We start from the raw sequence: 14,285 nt of genomic DNA, 5'->3' as shown, positions 1-14,285 counted from the left end.
ATGTGTTAAGCACGCCGCCAGCGTTCGTCCTGAGCCAGGATCAAACTCTCCAACAATGCTGTAAAGTTCGATCGAGACTATTCTCAATCATATTTCTCAAAGGAAACCCCGACGAGGGGGTTTCATAATAAGCTCTACTGGCTTAGTTCACTAGCACACTGTTGAGTTCTCAAGCAACACACCCCGCATCACACCCGAACCCCCGTGAGGGCGAGCCTGACCGAAGCGGTCATTCCTAGCAGTTTTTGGTGGGACACCCACTCAATCACCCTAGAGGCGAGAGCTTGGTTCGTGTCCCGGCGGCCACCCGGTTTCCCTGGCGACTTGGAGAACTTTACACGCCCTGACAGGGCCCGAAACAGGGGGGTGCCTTAACTGCGTTTCCGCAGGTCAGGCCTCCTGTTTCGGGCCCCGGGCGGAGATCAGCCCCCGACGCGGACGCCGGCGACGTTGCGCTTGCCCTTGCGGACCACGAGCCAGCGGCCGTGGAGCGCGTCGGAAGCCGAGGGCTTCCACTCCTCGTCGGCGATCTTCACGTTGTTCACGTACGCGCCGCCCTCCTTCACGGTCCGCCGAGCCGCGCCCTTGCTGTCCACCAGTCCCCCGGCGATCAGCAGGTCGACGATCGTCCCGTCGCTGGCAGGCTCGACGTTGCCGTTCGGGACCTCGGCCATGGCGGCGTCGAGCGTCGGCGCGTCCAGCTCGGTCAGCTCGCCGCGGCCGAACAGCGCCTGGCTCGCCGCGATGACCTGGCGCGTCTGGTCCTCGCCGTGCACCAGGTTCGTGAACTCCTCGGCCAGCTTCTTCTGCGCGGCGCGCAGGTGCGGGCGCTCCTCGGTGTCCTTCGCCAGCGCGTCGATCTCCTCCTGGTCGAGGAAGGTGAACAGGCGCAGGTAGCGGAGCACGTCGGCGTCTCCGACGTTCACGAAGTACTGGTACCAGGCGTACGGCGAGGTCACCTCCGGGTCGAGCCACACGTTGCCGCCGCCGGTGGACTTGCCGAACTTGCGTCCCTCGGCGTCGGTGACCAGCGGCGCGGTCAGCGCGTGGGCGGTGCCGCTCTCGACGCGACGGATCAGGTCCACGCCGCCGACGAGGTTGCCCCACTGGTCCGAGCCGCCGACCTGCAGCTTGCAGCCGTGCTTGCGGTACAGCTCCAGGTAGTCCTGGGACTGCAGCAGCAGGTAGCTGAACTCGGTGTAGGACATGCCGTCGCCCTCGAGCCGGCGCTTCACCGTTTCCCGGTTCAGCATCACGTTCACCGAGAAGTGCTTGCCGACGTCCCGCAGGAACTCCAGCGTGTTCTGCTTCGAGGTCCAGTCGAGGTTGTTCTCGACGATCGCGCCGGTCGGCGAATCGTCGAAGTCCACGAACCGCTCCAGCTGCCCGCGGATCCGCCCGGCCCAGTCCGCGACGACGTCCAGGGTGTTCAGCGTGCGCTCCCCGTTGTCGCGGGGGTCGCCGATCATCCCGGTGGCGCCGCCGGCCAGCACGATCGGCCGGTGCCCGGCGCGCTGGAACCGCTTGAGCATCAGCAGCGGGACGAGGTTGCCGGCGTGCAGGCTGGGCGCGGTCGGGTCGAAGCCGCAATAGAGCGTGAGCGGGCCGCGGTCGAGTTCTGCGCGCAGGGCGTCGATGTCGGTGGATTGCGCGATCAGGCCGCGCCAGGACAACTCGTCAAGGATGTGCTCACTCACACCTGTAGATGATCCCCCACCAGGTCAAACGACTATCCCGCGGGTCGCACCTGCCGGCGTTTCCCGCCGCGGCGGTAGGTCGAGACGGCTGGTGAGCCATCGATCCAGAACCGCCACGGCGTCTCCATCGCCATCGCGACGCCGACGCGCGGGCCGGTGCGCACGTTGTCCGCGGGCACGCGCTCGCCGACGAGCAGCCGCACCGGCGATTCGGGGTCGGTGAGGTCGACGCCGTTCTGCTCGCGGGCGAGGCCCAGCACGGAGGTGAGGATGGCCGGGCCCTTGGCGAGTTCGCCGTTGCCGCGCGCGTTCGGCCGCCGCTTCCGCACGATGTCCGCGCCCTCGACGACCTCGCCCGCGCGCAGCAGCACCGCGCCCGGCTGTCCGTCCTCGGTGCCGACGACGTTCGCGCAGAAGTGCATGCCGTAGACGAAATACACGTAAAGGTGCCCGGCCGGGCCCCACATCACCGCGTTGCGCGGGGTCTTCCCGCGGTAGCAATGCGAGGCCGGATCGTCGAGCCCGCGATAGGCCTCGACCTCGACGAGCCGCACCCCGACCCGGCCTTCGGGCCCGTCGGCCTCGAGGACGGCACCGAGCAGCAGCCGAGCCAGGTCGACCGGGTCCAGTGCCAGTTCTTCGCGCCGGAACAACCGGTCCACACGCACTCCCCTCGTCAGGCCGCCAGCCTAACCAGCGGCCTGACGACAGATCACTTCAGCCATTGCCGATGCGTCGCGACGCGCTCGACCAGGCGTTCCCGTTGCTCGGCAACGCGATCCGGCGCGGTGCCGCCGCGCGCGTCGCGCGAACGCACCGAGCCTTCGACGGTGAGGACTTCGCGCACCGCCGGGGTTAGCGCCGGGTTGATGGCCTGGAACTCCTCGTCGGTCAGCTCGTCGAGCCCGACCCCGCGCGATTCCGCGACCCGCACGCTCTCCCCCGCCGCCTCGTGCGCGACGCGGAACGGCACGCCCTGGCGCACCAGCCATTCGGCGATGTCGGTGGCCAGCGTGAACCCGGCGGGCGCCAGTTCGGCGAGCCGGTCGGTGTGGAAGGTGAGCGTGCCGAGCATCCCCGCGATCGCCGGGAAGAGCAGTTCCAGCTGTTCGACGGAGTCGAAGACCGGTTCCTTGTCCTCCTGCAGGTCGCGGTTGTACGCGAGCGGCTGCGCCTTGAGCGTGGCGAGCAGGCCGGTGAGGTTGCCGATCAGCCTGCCCGCCTTGCCGCGGGTCAGCTCCGCGACGTCCGGGTTCTTCTTCTGCGGCATGATCGAGCTGCCGGTGGCCCACGCGTCGTCGAGGGTGACGTAGCCGAATTCGGCGGTGTTCCAGATGATCACCTCTTCGGCGATCCGCGACAGGTTCACCGAAAGCATGGCGACGGCGAACGCGAACTCGGCGACGAAATCGCGCGAGGCGGTGCCGTCGATCGAGTTCTCCACGCTGGTGTCGAAGCCCAGCTCGGCGGCGACGGCTTCCGGGTCGAGGCCCAGCGACGAACCGGCGAGCGCGCCCGAGCCGTACGGCGATTCCGCGGTGCGCGCGTCCCAGTCGCGCAGGCGGGAAACGTCGCGCAGCAGCGACTGGCCGTGAGCCATCAGGTGGTGCGCGAGGAGAACCGGCTGCGCGTGCTGCAGGTGGGTGCGGCCGGGCAGGATCGCGTCCGGGTGCCGGGACGCCTGCGAAACCAGGGCGTCAATCACGTCGAGCGTGCCCGCGACCACCCGGCGCGCGGCGTCGCGCAGCCACATCCGGAACAGCGTCGCGACCTGGTCGTTGCGGGAACGGCCTGCCCGCAGCTTGCCGCCCAGCTCGGTGCCGGCGCGTTCGAGCAGACCGCGTTCGAGAGCGGTGTGCACGTCCTCGTCGGCGATCGTCGGCGTGAACGCGCCGGACACGACGTCTTGGGCCAGCGTGTCGAGCGCGTCCAGCATCCCGGCCAGTTCCGCTTCGGTGAGCAGACCCGCCTTGCTCAGCACGCGGGCGTGCGCGCGCGACCCGGCGATGTCGTAGGGCGCGAGGCGCCAGTCGAAGTGGGTCGAAGCGCTCAGCGCCGCCATCGCCTCGGCCGGCCCGCTGGCGAACCGGCCGCCCCACAGCTGCACCGGCTGGTCTTTCCCGCTCACGTTCTGCCTCTCTCGTCCGGCGTCTCAGGACGCCTGGGTGCTCGGATGCTGGGTGCTCCCCAGCGGAGTCTGCCCGGTGACCGGACGGTACCGCCGTCCGACCGGGCGAAGCCGCCTCCCGGGGAGGTCGGCGACGGTCGCGCTGCCCGCGTGCAGCACCAGCCGCACCTCGCCGGACACGCGCTCCTGCGCCCGCCGGACGAACGCGTCCAGCGGCTCGCGCAGCGGCGAGAACCACAACCCGTCGTGCACCAGCTCGGCCCATCGACGGTCGACGCCGCGTTTGAACCTCGCCAGATCGCGGTCCAGGGTGACTGATTCCAGCTCCTGATGCGCGGTGATCAACACTGCCGCGCCCGGCGCGTCGTAGCTGTCCGCCAGGTCGAACCGGCCGATTCCGTGCGGCCCCGCCCGATGGCCGAGTCTCTGCACGGCCTCGGCCACGCTGACCGTCTCGCCGTCGATCGCGACCGGTACGCCCTGCTCGAAGGTGACGACGACTTCGTCCGGCATGCCGAGGTTCACCACGGCGTTCTCGGTGCAGCGGTAGCCACCATTCACGGACCTGCCCCACAAAGTCCGGCTCGTCGACAACTCGTGCCTGCCTCGGATGCCAAGTTCGACGATCTCCAGGTCCGGCGCGAGTGTCGCGATCATGCTGGACAACGCGTCACCGCCGCCGTGCGCGACGGCCGACGCGTTCCGGTCCCTCGCGGTCGCGACGAGCTGGCTCGCCAGCAGCGGCCGGGCCAGGACCAGCGGATGCCGGTCGAGAATCAGTGCATTCGCTTGCAGTGCAAGCAAACAGTAGCCGTTCGCGAATTCCTCGCGGACGTCCGCGACCACGACCTCGGCGGCACCGTCGGCCGTTGCCTGCCGCCGAAGCGCCCACAAATCTGTATCGTTAGCACCGAAATCCACCGCCACGGCAACCACTTCGCCTTGTGCGGCCAGGAGATTCAGCGCGGCTGAGGAGCCGTGCCCGCCCGGATAAGCGAGCACGACCCGCCGGGTCACGGCTCGTCCCCTTCCGCCGAACCTTGCGCGAGCGCGGTGAACCGCTCGGCAAGGTCGCGTCCGGTAAGCGGTTCGCGCGCGATCACCGCGACCGTGTCATCGCCCGCAATCGACCCGACGACCTCTTCCAGCGCCGCCCGGTCAATCGCGCTCGCGAGGAACTGCGCGGCGCCCGGCGGCGTGCGCAACACGGTGAGGTTGCCCGACGAATCCGCCGACACCAGCAGTTCGGCGAGCAGCCGGGACAGCCGCGAAGTGCCACCCTGCACGCCGCGGACGGGGCTGCCGTCCTCGGGGATGACGTAGACCGGCGCACCCGAGTCGGCGCCGCGCAGCTTGACCGCGCCGAGTTCGTCGAGGTCGCGCGACAGCGTCGCCTGCGTGACGTCGATTCCCTCGGCCGCCAGCAGCCGCGCCAGCTCCGTCTGGCTGCGGATGGCCATCGTGGACACCAGTTCGGTGATCCGCGCCTGGCGCCCGACCCGGCTGCTGGTCATCGGCCGTTCTGCCCGAACAGCCAGACCAGCAGGGCTTTCTGCGCGTGCAGCCGGTTCTCGGCCTCGTCCCACACCGCGCTGGCCGGGCCGTCGAGCACCTCGTCGGTGATCTCCCAGCCGCGGTGCGCGGGCAGGCAGTGCAGCACGATCGCCTCGTCGGCGGCGCGCTTCAGCAGCTCGGCGTTGATCTGCAGGGCACGGAACGGGCCGACCCGGTCGAGGCCGTCGTTCTCCTGCCCCATCGACGTCCAGGTGTCGGTGACCAGCACGTCCGAACCCTCGGCGGCCTCGCGCGCGTCGGTGAAGACGGTCGCGCTGCCGCCCGTTTCCTCGCCGTGCTGCTTGGCGTCCAGCATCACCTGCTGATCGGGCTGGAAACCCTCCGGCGACACGACGCGCACGTTCATCCCGGCCGTGGTTCCGCCGAGCAGCAGCGAATGCGCCATGTTGTTGGCGCCGTCGCCGAGGTAGGTGAGCGTGAGCCCGGCGAGCTTGCCCTTGCGCTCGCGGATGGTCATCAGGTCCGTGAGCACCTGGCACGGGTGGAACTCGTCGGTGAGCGCGTTGACGATCGGGATCGACGCGACCGACGCCATCGAGTCGATGCGCTTCTGCGCGAAGGTGCGCCACACGACGGCGTCGACGTAACGGGACAGCACGCGCGAGGTGTCCTCGATGGTCTCCTCGCGGCCGAGTTGCATCGAGCGGCCGTCGACGATCACCGGATGCCCGCCGAGCTGGCTGATGCCGACCTCGAACGAGAACCGGGTGCGGGTGGAGTTCTTCTCGAAGATCGCCGCCACCGTGCGCCCGGCCAGCGCCTTCGTGCCGAGCGGGTCGGCCTTCAGCTGGTCGGCCAGATCGAGCAGGGCGGTCTGTTCGGCGGGCGTGACGTCGTCGTCGCGGAGGAAGTGGCGAGGCATCAGTCGGATTCCTTCGTGGTGGTGGAGTCGAGCGCGCCCGGGAGGGCGGAGAGGAAGCCGCGCGCCTGCTGCTCGTCGAGCACGAGCGGCGGGGCGAGCCGGACGGTGTCCGGGGCGACCGGGTTGACGAGGTAGCCCGCGTCCTGCGCGGCCTTCGCGACGGCCGCGGAAACCGGTTCGCGCAGGCCGATGCCGAGCAGCAGCCCCGCGCCGCGGACCCCGGAGACGAGCGGGTGGCCGAGCGCCTCGACGCCGGCGGCGATGTCCTTGCCCAGCGCCGAAACGTGGTCGAGCAGGTCGTCCCGGACGATCGTGCGCAGCACGGCCAGCCCGGCCGCGCAGCACACCGGGTTGCCGCCGAAGGTCGTGCCGTGCTGGCCCGGCTTCAGCAGGTCGCCCGCCGCGCCGACGCCGATCACCGCGCCGAGCGGAAGGCCGCCGCCTAGGCCCTTCGCGAGCGTGATCACGTCCGGCACGATCCCGGCCTGCTGGAAGCCGAACCAGGTGCCGAGCCGCCCGATCCCGGTCTGCACCTCGTCGAGCACGAGCAGTGCCCCGGCGGCCTTGGTGATCTCGCGCGCGGCCTGCAGGTAGCCGTCCGGAGCAGGGATCACTCCGGCCTCGCCGAGCACGGGCTCCAAGAAGACAGCCGCGGTCTCGCCGTCCACGGCGGCCCGCAACGCCTCGACGTCGCCGTACGGAACATGCGTGACGCCCGGAACCAGCGGCTCGAACGCCTCGCGCTTCGACGGCTGCCCGGTGAGCGACAGCGCGCCCATGGTGCGGCCGTGGAACGCGCCCTCCGCGGCGACGACCTTGCTGCGGCCGGTGAGCCGGGTGATCTTCAGCGCGGCCTCGTTGGCCTCCGCGCCGGAGTTGACGAACAGGACTTTGCCTTGCCCGTTCAGGCCCGCGACGTCGAGAAGGGTCTCGGCGAGTTCGACCGCGACCGGGTTCACGTACAGGTTCGACGTGTGCCCGAGCTTCGAGATCTGCTCGGTGACCGCGCGCACCACCTCCGGGTGGGCGTGGCCGAGCGCGTTCACCGCGATGCCGCCGACCAGGTCGACGTACTCGGAGCCGTCCGCGTCCCACACTCGCGCGCCTTCGCCGCGCACCAGGGTGAGGCCGGGGGTGCCGTAGTTGTCCATGACCGCCGACTGCCAGTGCTGCTGACCGTCCGCATTGGACTTGAGGGTAGTCACGCGTTCTCCGTTCCGGATGCCGCTGCCTCGGGCAGCACCATGGTCCCGACGCCGCGCGAGGTGAAGACCTCGAGCAGCACCGAATGGGCGAGCCTGCCGTCGATGACGTGGGCGCCGCGCACGCCGCCGCGCACCGCGCGCACGCACGCCTCCATCTTCGGGATCATGCCGCTGGCGAGGCCGGGCAGCATGCGTTCGAGACGGTCGACGGGGATCCGGTCGATCAGCGACGACCGGTCCGGCCAGTTGGCGTAAAGGCCTTCGACGTCGGTGAGCACGACGAGCTTCTCCGCGCCGAGCGCTGCCGCGAGCGCGCCCGCGGCGGTGTCGGCGTTGACGTTGTGCACCACGCCGTCGACGTCCGGGGCGACCGTGGACACGACTGGGATCCGGCCCGCGTTCACGATGTCGAGCACCGCGTCCGGGTTCACCTCGGCGACCTCGCCCACCAGGCCGATGTCCACCTGCTCACCGTCCACAGTGGCCTGCTTGCGCTCGGCGGTGAACAGCCGCGCGTCCTCGCCGGAGATGCCGACCGCGTACGGCCCGTGCGCGTTGATCAGGCCGACCAGCTCGCGGCTGACCTGCCCGACCAGCACCATCCGCACGATGTCCATGGTCTCCGGCGTGGTGACGCGCAGGCCGCCCTTGAACTCCCCCGGCACGCCGAGCCGGGACAGCATCGCGCTGATCTGCGGACCGCCGCCGTGCACGACGACCGGGTGCAGGCCGGCCAGCCGCAGGAACACCATGTCCTCGGCGAAGGCGGCCTTCAGCTGGTCGTCGATCATCGCGTTGCCGCCGTACTTGACCACGACGGTCGCGCCGTGGAACCGCTGCAGCCACGGCAGCGCTTCGATCAGCACGCCGGCCTTCTCGGCCGCACTGGCGAGCCGTTCGTCGGCGGAGACGAGCCTTCCGGTATCGGTCATGACGAGTACGCGCTGTTCTCTTCGACGTACGCGTGCGAGAGATCCGTGGTGTAAATCGTGGCCTCGGCCGAACCGACCCCAAGGTCCACGACGACGTCGATGGCGCGCCCGGACAGGTCTGCCGCCGACCGGTCCTCAGCCGTCGTACCGCCCGCGAACAAGGTGACACCGTTGATCGCGATCGACACCGTCTCGGGGTCGATCCGCGCGGGCGCGCGGCCGAGCGCCATCGCGATCCGGCCCCAGTTGGGATCGGACCCGAACAAGGCGGTCTTGACCAGGTTGTCCTCGGCGATCGTCCGGGCCACCACGATCGCGTCGGCCTCGGACGCAGCGCCCTTCACCGTGACGTCGACATCCTTCGTGGCGCCTTCGGAATCGGCCCGCAGCTGCAGCACGAGGTCGTGGCTGACCTTGGTGAGCAGCTCGGTCAACTCGGCCTCAGTCGGCTCGACGCCACTCGCGCCCGAGGCGAGCACGAGCACGGTGTCGTTGGTCGAAGTGCCGCCGTCCACGTCCAGCCGATCGAACGTGACGTGCGTGGCGGCGCGCAACGCCCGGTCGAGAGTTTCCTTGCCCACCACGGCATCCGTAGTCAGCACGGACAGCATCGTCGCGAGATTCGGCGCGAGCATTCCCGCGCCCTTGGCGAACCCGCCGACGCTCCACCCGGATTCGTGCCGGGCGAACGCCTGCTTCGGCTTGCTGTCGGTGGTCATGACGCCGGTGGCCGCGTTGAGCGCCGCTTCCGGGCTGGTGTCCAGCGCCTTGACCGCACTGTCCACACCGGACAGAACCGCCGGCATCGGCAGCCGCTCGCCGATCAGCCCGGTGGAACACACGGCCACCTCGATCGCCCCGGCGCCCAGCACTTCGGCGACCTTCTCGGCCGTCGCGTGAGTGTCCTGAAACCCGCCCGGCCCGGTAGCCGCGTTCGCCCCGCCGGAGTTGAGCACGACGGCCTTCAGCTTCTGCTGCTTCAGCACTTCCTGCGACCACAGCACCGGCGCGGCCTTGATCACGTTCCGGGTGAACACCCCCGCCGCGACGTCGAACGGGCCGTCGTTGACGACCAGCGTGAAGTCGAGCGCGCCGGAGGCTTTGATCCCGGCGGCCACGCCCGCGGCGCGGAAACCCTTCGGTCCGGTGACGGTCACGGTGCCACTCCCACGGTGGAAAGTCCGGTGGCCTCGGGGAAACCGAGCGCCAGGTTCATCGATTGGACGGCACCGCCCGCGGTGCCCTTGGTGAGGTTGTCGATCGACGTGACGACGACCAACCTGCCCGCGTCGGCGTCGATCCCGAGCTGGAGCTGGACGTTGTTCGAGCCGACGGTGGCTGCGGTCGTGGGCCAGGTTCCTTCAGGCAGGATCTGGACGAACGCCTCTGCGCCATAAGCCTTCTCGTACACCGCGCGCACGGCAGCCTCGTCGACGTCTTTGAGGAGTTGCGCACTCGCCGTGGTGAGAATGCCGCGCGGCATCGGCGCGAGCACCGGCGTGAACGAAACGGTCACCGGCTTGCCCGCCGCACCGGAGAGGTTCTGCACGAACTCCGGCGTATGCCGATGCGCCCCAGCGACGCCGTACGCACTCGCGTTGCCCATGACCTCGGACCCGAGCAGATTCGGCCGGAGGCTCTTGCCCGCACCGGACGTCCCCGTCACCGACACCACCGTGACCGCGGGCTCGACCAGCCCCGCCGCCAACGCAGGCGCCAACGCCAGCGATCCGCCAGTCGGGAAACAGCCGGGAACCGCGATCCGCTTGGTGCCCATGAGCTTCTCGCGCGCACCGGGAAGCTCGGGCATCCCGTACGGCCACTGCCCCGCGTGCTCGCCGGAGTACCACCGTCGCCAGTCCGCCGCGTCCGCGAGCCGATGATCGGCCCCGAGGTCGACCACGAGCACGTCCGGCCCGAGCTGAGCCGCGATCTCGGCCGAGTGGCCGTGCGGCAGAGCCAGGAACACGACGTCATGGCCCGCGAGCGTCTCCGCGTTCGTCTCGAGCAGCACGCGCCCGGCAAGCGGAACCAGGTGCGGCTGGTGCGTGCCCAGCGTCGTCCCCGCGCTGCTCGCCGCCGTGAGAGCGCCGATCTCGACCTCGGGATGGGTCAGAAGCAGGCGCAGCAGTTCGCCGCCCGCGTACCCGCTGGCACCGGCTACCGCGATCTTCACCGTCATACGAATGATTATGCACGAGCATGCAAGCTCAAACAAAGAGGGTTTGCTCACCCTGGCCGTCCCCTCCCCAGGACTTCCGTGGTTTTCCCGCTCCTCCCGCCGTCGTCAGTGGCCGCTGGGATCGCGCAGCCACAGATCGCCTAGCTGGGTTTGTCCGGGCCAACCAGGCACACGTCACCGACCACCGGAGCCATCCGGCCGCAGCGCACCTCCCGCCCGGGTCACCTGACCATCCGAGCCACCCAGCCTCGCCGGACCGTCCGGCGACACAGGGTCGTTCGGCGACACGGAGTCGTTCGGCCAGCCGAACCTCCCGCCGCCCAAGCCATCCGGCCAGCGCGCAGGTCGTTCCGCACCGCCCAGCCTGTCCAACCCATCCGGCCACCCAACCCACACGGCAACACGGCAACACGGCAACACGGCAACACGGCAACACGGCAACACGAGCCGATGGTCGCCCAGCCGCCGGGCCGCACAGGTCGGCATCGCCCAACCCGTCCGCTTGATGCCCAAGCCGCCACTCCGGCGCGCAGACAACGCCTCGCCGGGCCCGCCGCGGGATGCGAACCCGGCGGGCGCTCGTCAGTCCGCCCCCTCCTCCGCTTCGCGGAGACTCGGCGGCGTCGGCAGATGATTCCCCGGATGTTCCGGATCGCAGCCGACCCGCGGCAGGCGCGCCCGGATCCCTCCCGGCGTCCGCGCGAAATGCCGCGCCAGCTCGGTCACCGAATCGCCCGCGAGCCAGCGGGCCTCCAGATCCGCGTCCATCTCGTCGGTCCACGGCCTGCCCTGCTGGGCCGGGCGTCCGCGCGATCTTCGCCGCGAGCCGCCGCCCGCGAAGGTGCGCAGGCTTGTGTCGAGCAGTTCCGCGACGGTCGCCACGGACGTCACGTCGAGTTCGAGTCTGCCCTCGACGACGGGTTCGCCGTCCGGCCGTTCTCCGCCGACCGTGACGGTGACTCGCTCCGGCTCGCCGTCCTCGGTGCGGGTGACGACGGCGACCTGGTACTGGATATCTCCCGACCGGACCTCGGTCCGGTGCTCCTGAATGATCGTCATGGCCGCGAAGGTATCGGCGACCCCCGACAATTTTCGATCACTTAACGCGATCGGGTGACTGCGGTCCGAAATTGTCAGACCCTCGCCGTAGCGTCCCCGGCGACCACGAAAACGACCGAGGGGGATCGGTGGACCAGCGGAAAAGGACAGTGCCCCGGCCTGGCGGACCAGACCGGGGCAGCGGGAAGAACAGCTCAGAAACGCAGCAAACCGGAAAGCAGGCTCTGCTTCTCCTCCGCCGCGGCCTTCGTCAGGGCATCGGACTTCTGCTGCGCGCCGGTGGCGACCGGAGACGGAACCGGCTGCGGCACCGCGGCGCACTGAACGTCGGAGCGGTCGGCACGAACCCGATTCGGCAGCGCCCCGGTGGCGAGGTAGTCGGCGACCCGGTCGTCCACACAGGACACCCCGGAGAGCGATCCGGCGTGCGTCGTCCCGCCGGGCGCGCTGATGAGGCTCGAACGCGGGTAGCGCTTGCGCACCTCGAGGCTGCCCGAGTACGGCGTGGCGGCGTCGAGTTCCTCGCTGATCAGCAGCGCTCCGCTGACCTTCGACCCGTCGACGTCCACCGGCTTGCCCGGCTTCGCGGGCCAGTTCAGGCAGCTCGCGTTGTACCAGGTGTTGCTCCAGGTCTCGAAAGGCGCGCGGCTGTGGGTGGCCCAGGCGTCGCGCCGCCAGCGGTCCCAGCCCTGCGGCCACTGCGCATCGGTGCACTGCACCGCGTTGTACACCGCGTAGCCGTTGTCGTCGCCGGGCGCGTTCGACTTGTCGTACAACGCTTTCAGCGTCTGCCAGTCGCCGCGGTGCACCCAGCCATCGAACGCCTTGGCCATGTCTTCCCAGCCGAACACGTAGTAACCGGCCTGCAGGAAGACGTCGAGCCACTCGTCGCCGCCGATCACACCGCCCGCCGGGTTCCGGTCGAGCTTCCGCTGCTGCGCGTACCAGAGCTGCTCGACCGCCGAACCGGTCTTGCCGAGGTGGTAGACGTTGTCGTACTTGGCGAGCCAGCCGAAGTAGATCTTGATGTTGCGGTCGAAGGCGACGTCCTGGTCGAGGTTGGCGTCGTACCAGACCTTGCGCGGATCGACGTTTCCGTCGAGCACCATCCGGCGCATGCGGTCCGGATACAACGTGCTGTACACCTGCCCGAGGTAGGTGCCGTAAGAGAAGCCGTAATAGTTGATCTGTTTCTGGCCCAACGCCTTGCGAAGGCTTTCCATGTCCTGCGCGACGTCAGTGGTCTTGATGTGCTGGAGCAGCGGGCCGTTCTTCGCGCATGCCTCGGCGTAGCCCTTCGCGCGGGCCCGCCAGGTGCTCTCCAGCTGCGGCGTTTTCGGCACGTAAGCCGGGCGGGCAGGCGCGAAGTAGTTCCCGTCGCACGTGAGAGCCGGTTTGCTGGAGCCGACGCCGCGAGGGTCGAAGCCGATCCAGTCGTAGCTGTCGCCGGCGTGCTCGGGCACGTTCCGGCCGAGCACCGAAAGGCCGAGTCCGGAACCACCGGGACCGCCCGGGTTCACCAGCATCACGCCCTGGTACTTCGCGGTCTTGTGCTTCACCCGCGAGACGGCGATCTGCACCGTCTCGCCGGACGGCTGGGCGTAATCCAGGGGCGCCACCAGGAATCCGCATTCGGCGCCCGCCTTCGCGAGGCCTGGTGCGGAACACGGTCCCCACTTGATCGGCGGAGGCGCGTAGCCCGGCCCCTCGGCTTGCACCGCGGTGGCGGCGGGTGCGACAGCCAGCGTTCCGGCCGCGACAGCGGCGGCGGCCAGTGCGGTGACGATTTTCCTCACAGTGGTCCTTTGCGTACGACGGCAACCCAGGTTCGTCGAAGCTACCGGCTGCGCGGCAGAATCTCGTTTCCCGACACGAGCCGCGCCGTCCCCCGATCGTCGGGATCCGATACGACGGAGGTGGCCCTCGATGAGCGCGGGCGAAGCGTTGATCACCGCAGTGCGAACCGGGCTCGCCGAACTGGCAGACCCGGTCAGAGCACCGGAAATGCAGGCATACATGAAGTCCGCGATGCCGTTTCGCGGAGTGCCGAAACCGCCGCGCGGCAAGCTCATGAAGACGGTCCTCTCCGAGCATGTTCTGCCCGATCGAGTGACCTACGCCGAGACCGTGCTCGCGTTGTGGCGGGAAGCGGAGTACCGCGAGGAGCGGTACGCGGCGATCGATCTTTCCGGGCATCGCGCTTATCGACGGTGGCAGGATCCGGGGCTGCTGGACATGTACGACGAACTGATCGTCAGCGGGGCGTGGTGGGACTACGTCGACGAGGTCGCGATCCGCCGGGTCGGGCCGATCCTGCGCGAGCACCGGGCGGCGGTCACGCCGGTTCTGCGCCGCTGGATGACAGACGCTGATCGCTGGCGCCGGCGAACGGCGGTGATCTGTCAGGTCAGCGCGAAGGACGAGGTGGACCAGAAGCTGCTCGCCGATGCGATCGAGGCGAACCTCGGCGACCGGGAGTTCTTTCTGCGCAAGGGAATCGGCTGGGCGCTGCGGGATCACGCCCGCGTCGAACCGGAGTGGGTCCGCGCCTTTGTCCGGGCACACCCGGGGTTGTCCCCGCTGTCCACAAGGGAGGCGATGAAGCACCTCGGCTGAAGTGAACCGCTTGCCGAAAGAGAAAGGAG

At 69.6% G+C, this 14,285-nt stretch carries 13 protein-coding genes; 1 reads left to right on the top strand and 12 read right to left on the bottom strand.

Annotated elements, in window-relative coordinates; genetic code table 11:
• Positions 1-422 precede the first annotated feature (422 nt).
• The 12 genes from tyrS to D0D37_RS31180 form a co-directional block, all read right to left on the bottom strand.
• Entirely contained in the window at positions 423-1,697 is a 1,275-nt protein-coding gene (gene tyrS / locus D0D37_RS31235; protein ID WP_116204183.1) for a tyrosine--tRNA ligase, read from the bottom strand.
• A 32-nt stretch (positions 1,698-1,729) separates the two neighbouring features.
• Entirely contained in the window at positions 1,730-2,365 is a 636-nt protein-coding gene (locus D0D37_RS31230; protein WP_116204182.1) for a DNA-3-methyladenine glycosylase, read from the bottom strand.
• A 44-nt stretch (positions 2,366-2,409) separates the two neighbouring features.
• Positions 2,410-3,825 carry an argininosuccinate lyase gene (gene argH, locus D0D37_RS31225; RefSeq protein WP_116204181.1) on the bottom strand — a complete coding sequence of 472 codons (1,416 nt, stop codon included), beginning with the start codon at positions 3,823-3,825 and terminating at the stop codon, positions 2,410-2,412.
• 24 nt (positions 3,826-3,849) lie between these two features.
• Complete coding sequence (locus tag D0D37_RS31220) at positions 3,850-4,842, bottom strand: argininosuccinate synthase domain-containing protein (RefSeq protein ID WP_116204180.1); 993 nt, start codon at positions 4,840-4,842, stop codon at positions 3,850-3,852.
• The gene (locus D0D37_RS31215) at positions 4,839-5,339 is read right to left on the bottom strand and encodes an arginine repressor (protein WP_116204179.1); all 501 of its coding nucleotides are present in this window, start codon (positions 5,337-5,339) and stop codon (positions 4,839-4,841) included. Before D0D37_RS31215 ends, D0D37_RS31220 begins: the two co-directional genes overlap by 4 nt.
• Positions 5,336-6,262: an ornithine carbamoyltransferase gene (gene argF, locus D0D37_RS31210; protein ID WP_116204178.1), complete on the bottom strand. Its 927-nt coding sequence runs from the start codon at positions 6,260-6,262 to the stop codon at positions 5,336-5,338. Before argF ends, D0D37_RS31215 begins: the two co-directional genes overlap by 4 nt.
• Positions 6,262-7,467 (bottom strand): acetylornithine transaminase, encoded by a 1,206-nt coding sequence (locus tag D0D37_RS31205; RefSeq protein WP_116204177.1) that lies wholly within the window; start codon positions 7,465-7,467, stop codon positions 6,262-6,264. Before D0D37_RS31205 ends, argF begins: the two co-directional genes overlap by 1 nt.
• A complete protein-coding gene (gene argB / locus D0D37_RS31200) occupies positions 7,464-8,399 on the bottom strand; it encodes an acetylglutamate kinase (RefSeq protein ID WP_116204176.1) in 936 nt (311 codons plus the stop codon). The genes D0D37_RS31205 and argB overlap by 4 nt, the downstream gene beginning before the upstream one ends.
• Positions 8,396-9,556, bottom strand: coding sequence for a bifunctional glutamate N-acetyltransferase/amino-acid acetyltransferase ArgJ (gene argJ, locus D0D37_RS31195; RefSeq protein WP_116204175.1), 1,161 nt, complete (start codon positions 9,554-9,556; stop codon positions 8,396-8,398). The genes argB and argJ overlap by 4 nt, the downstream gene beginning before the upstream one ends.
• On the bottom strand, positions 9,553-10,581 hold the full coding sequence (argC, locus tag D0D37_RS31190) for an N-acetyl-gamma-glutamyl-phosphate reductase (protein WP_116204174.1): 1,029 nt from the start codon (positions 10,579-10,581) through the stop codon (positions 9,553-9,555). Before argC ends, argJ begins: the two co-directional genes overlap by 4 nt.
• Positions 10,582-11,163: 582 nt before the next feature.
• Complete coding sequence (locus D0D37_RS31185; protein ID WP_116204173.1) at positions 11,164-11,640, bottom strand: helix-turn-helix domain containing protein; 477 nt, start codon at positions 11,638-11,640, stop codon at positions 11,164-11,166.
• Between the two features lie 194 nt (positions 11,641-11,834).
• Positions 11,835-13,436: an alpha/beta hydrolase gene (locus D0D37_RS31180; RefSeq protein WP_116204172.1), complete on the bottom strand. Its 1,602-nt coding sequence runs from the start codon at positions 13,434-13,436 to the stop codon at positions 11,835-11,837.
• A gap of 130 nt (positions 13,437-13,566) precedes the next feature.
• Here D0D37_RS31180 and D0D37_RS31175 point away from each other — a divergent pair, with 130 nt between their 5' ends.
• Positions 13,567-14,256, top strand: coding sequence for a DNA alkylation repair protein (locus D0D37_RS31175; RefSeq protein ID WP_116204171.1), 690 nt, complete (start codon positions 13,567-13,569; stop codon positions 14,254-14,256).
• The last annotated feature ends 29 nt before the right edge of the window (positions 14,257-14,285 follow it).

This window comes from Amycolatopsis circi, assembly GCF_003385235.1.
Taxonomy (GTDB): domain Bacteria; phylum Actinomycetota; class Actinomycetes; order Mycobacteriales; family Pseudonocardiaceae; genus Amycolatopsis; species Amycolatopsis circi.
This window is presented reverse-complemented; position numbering and strand designations above follow the sequence as displayed.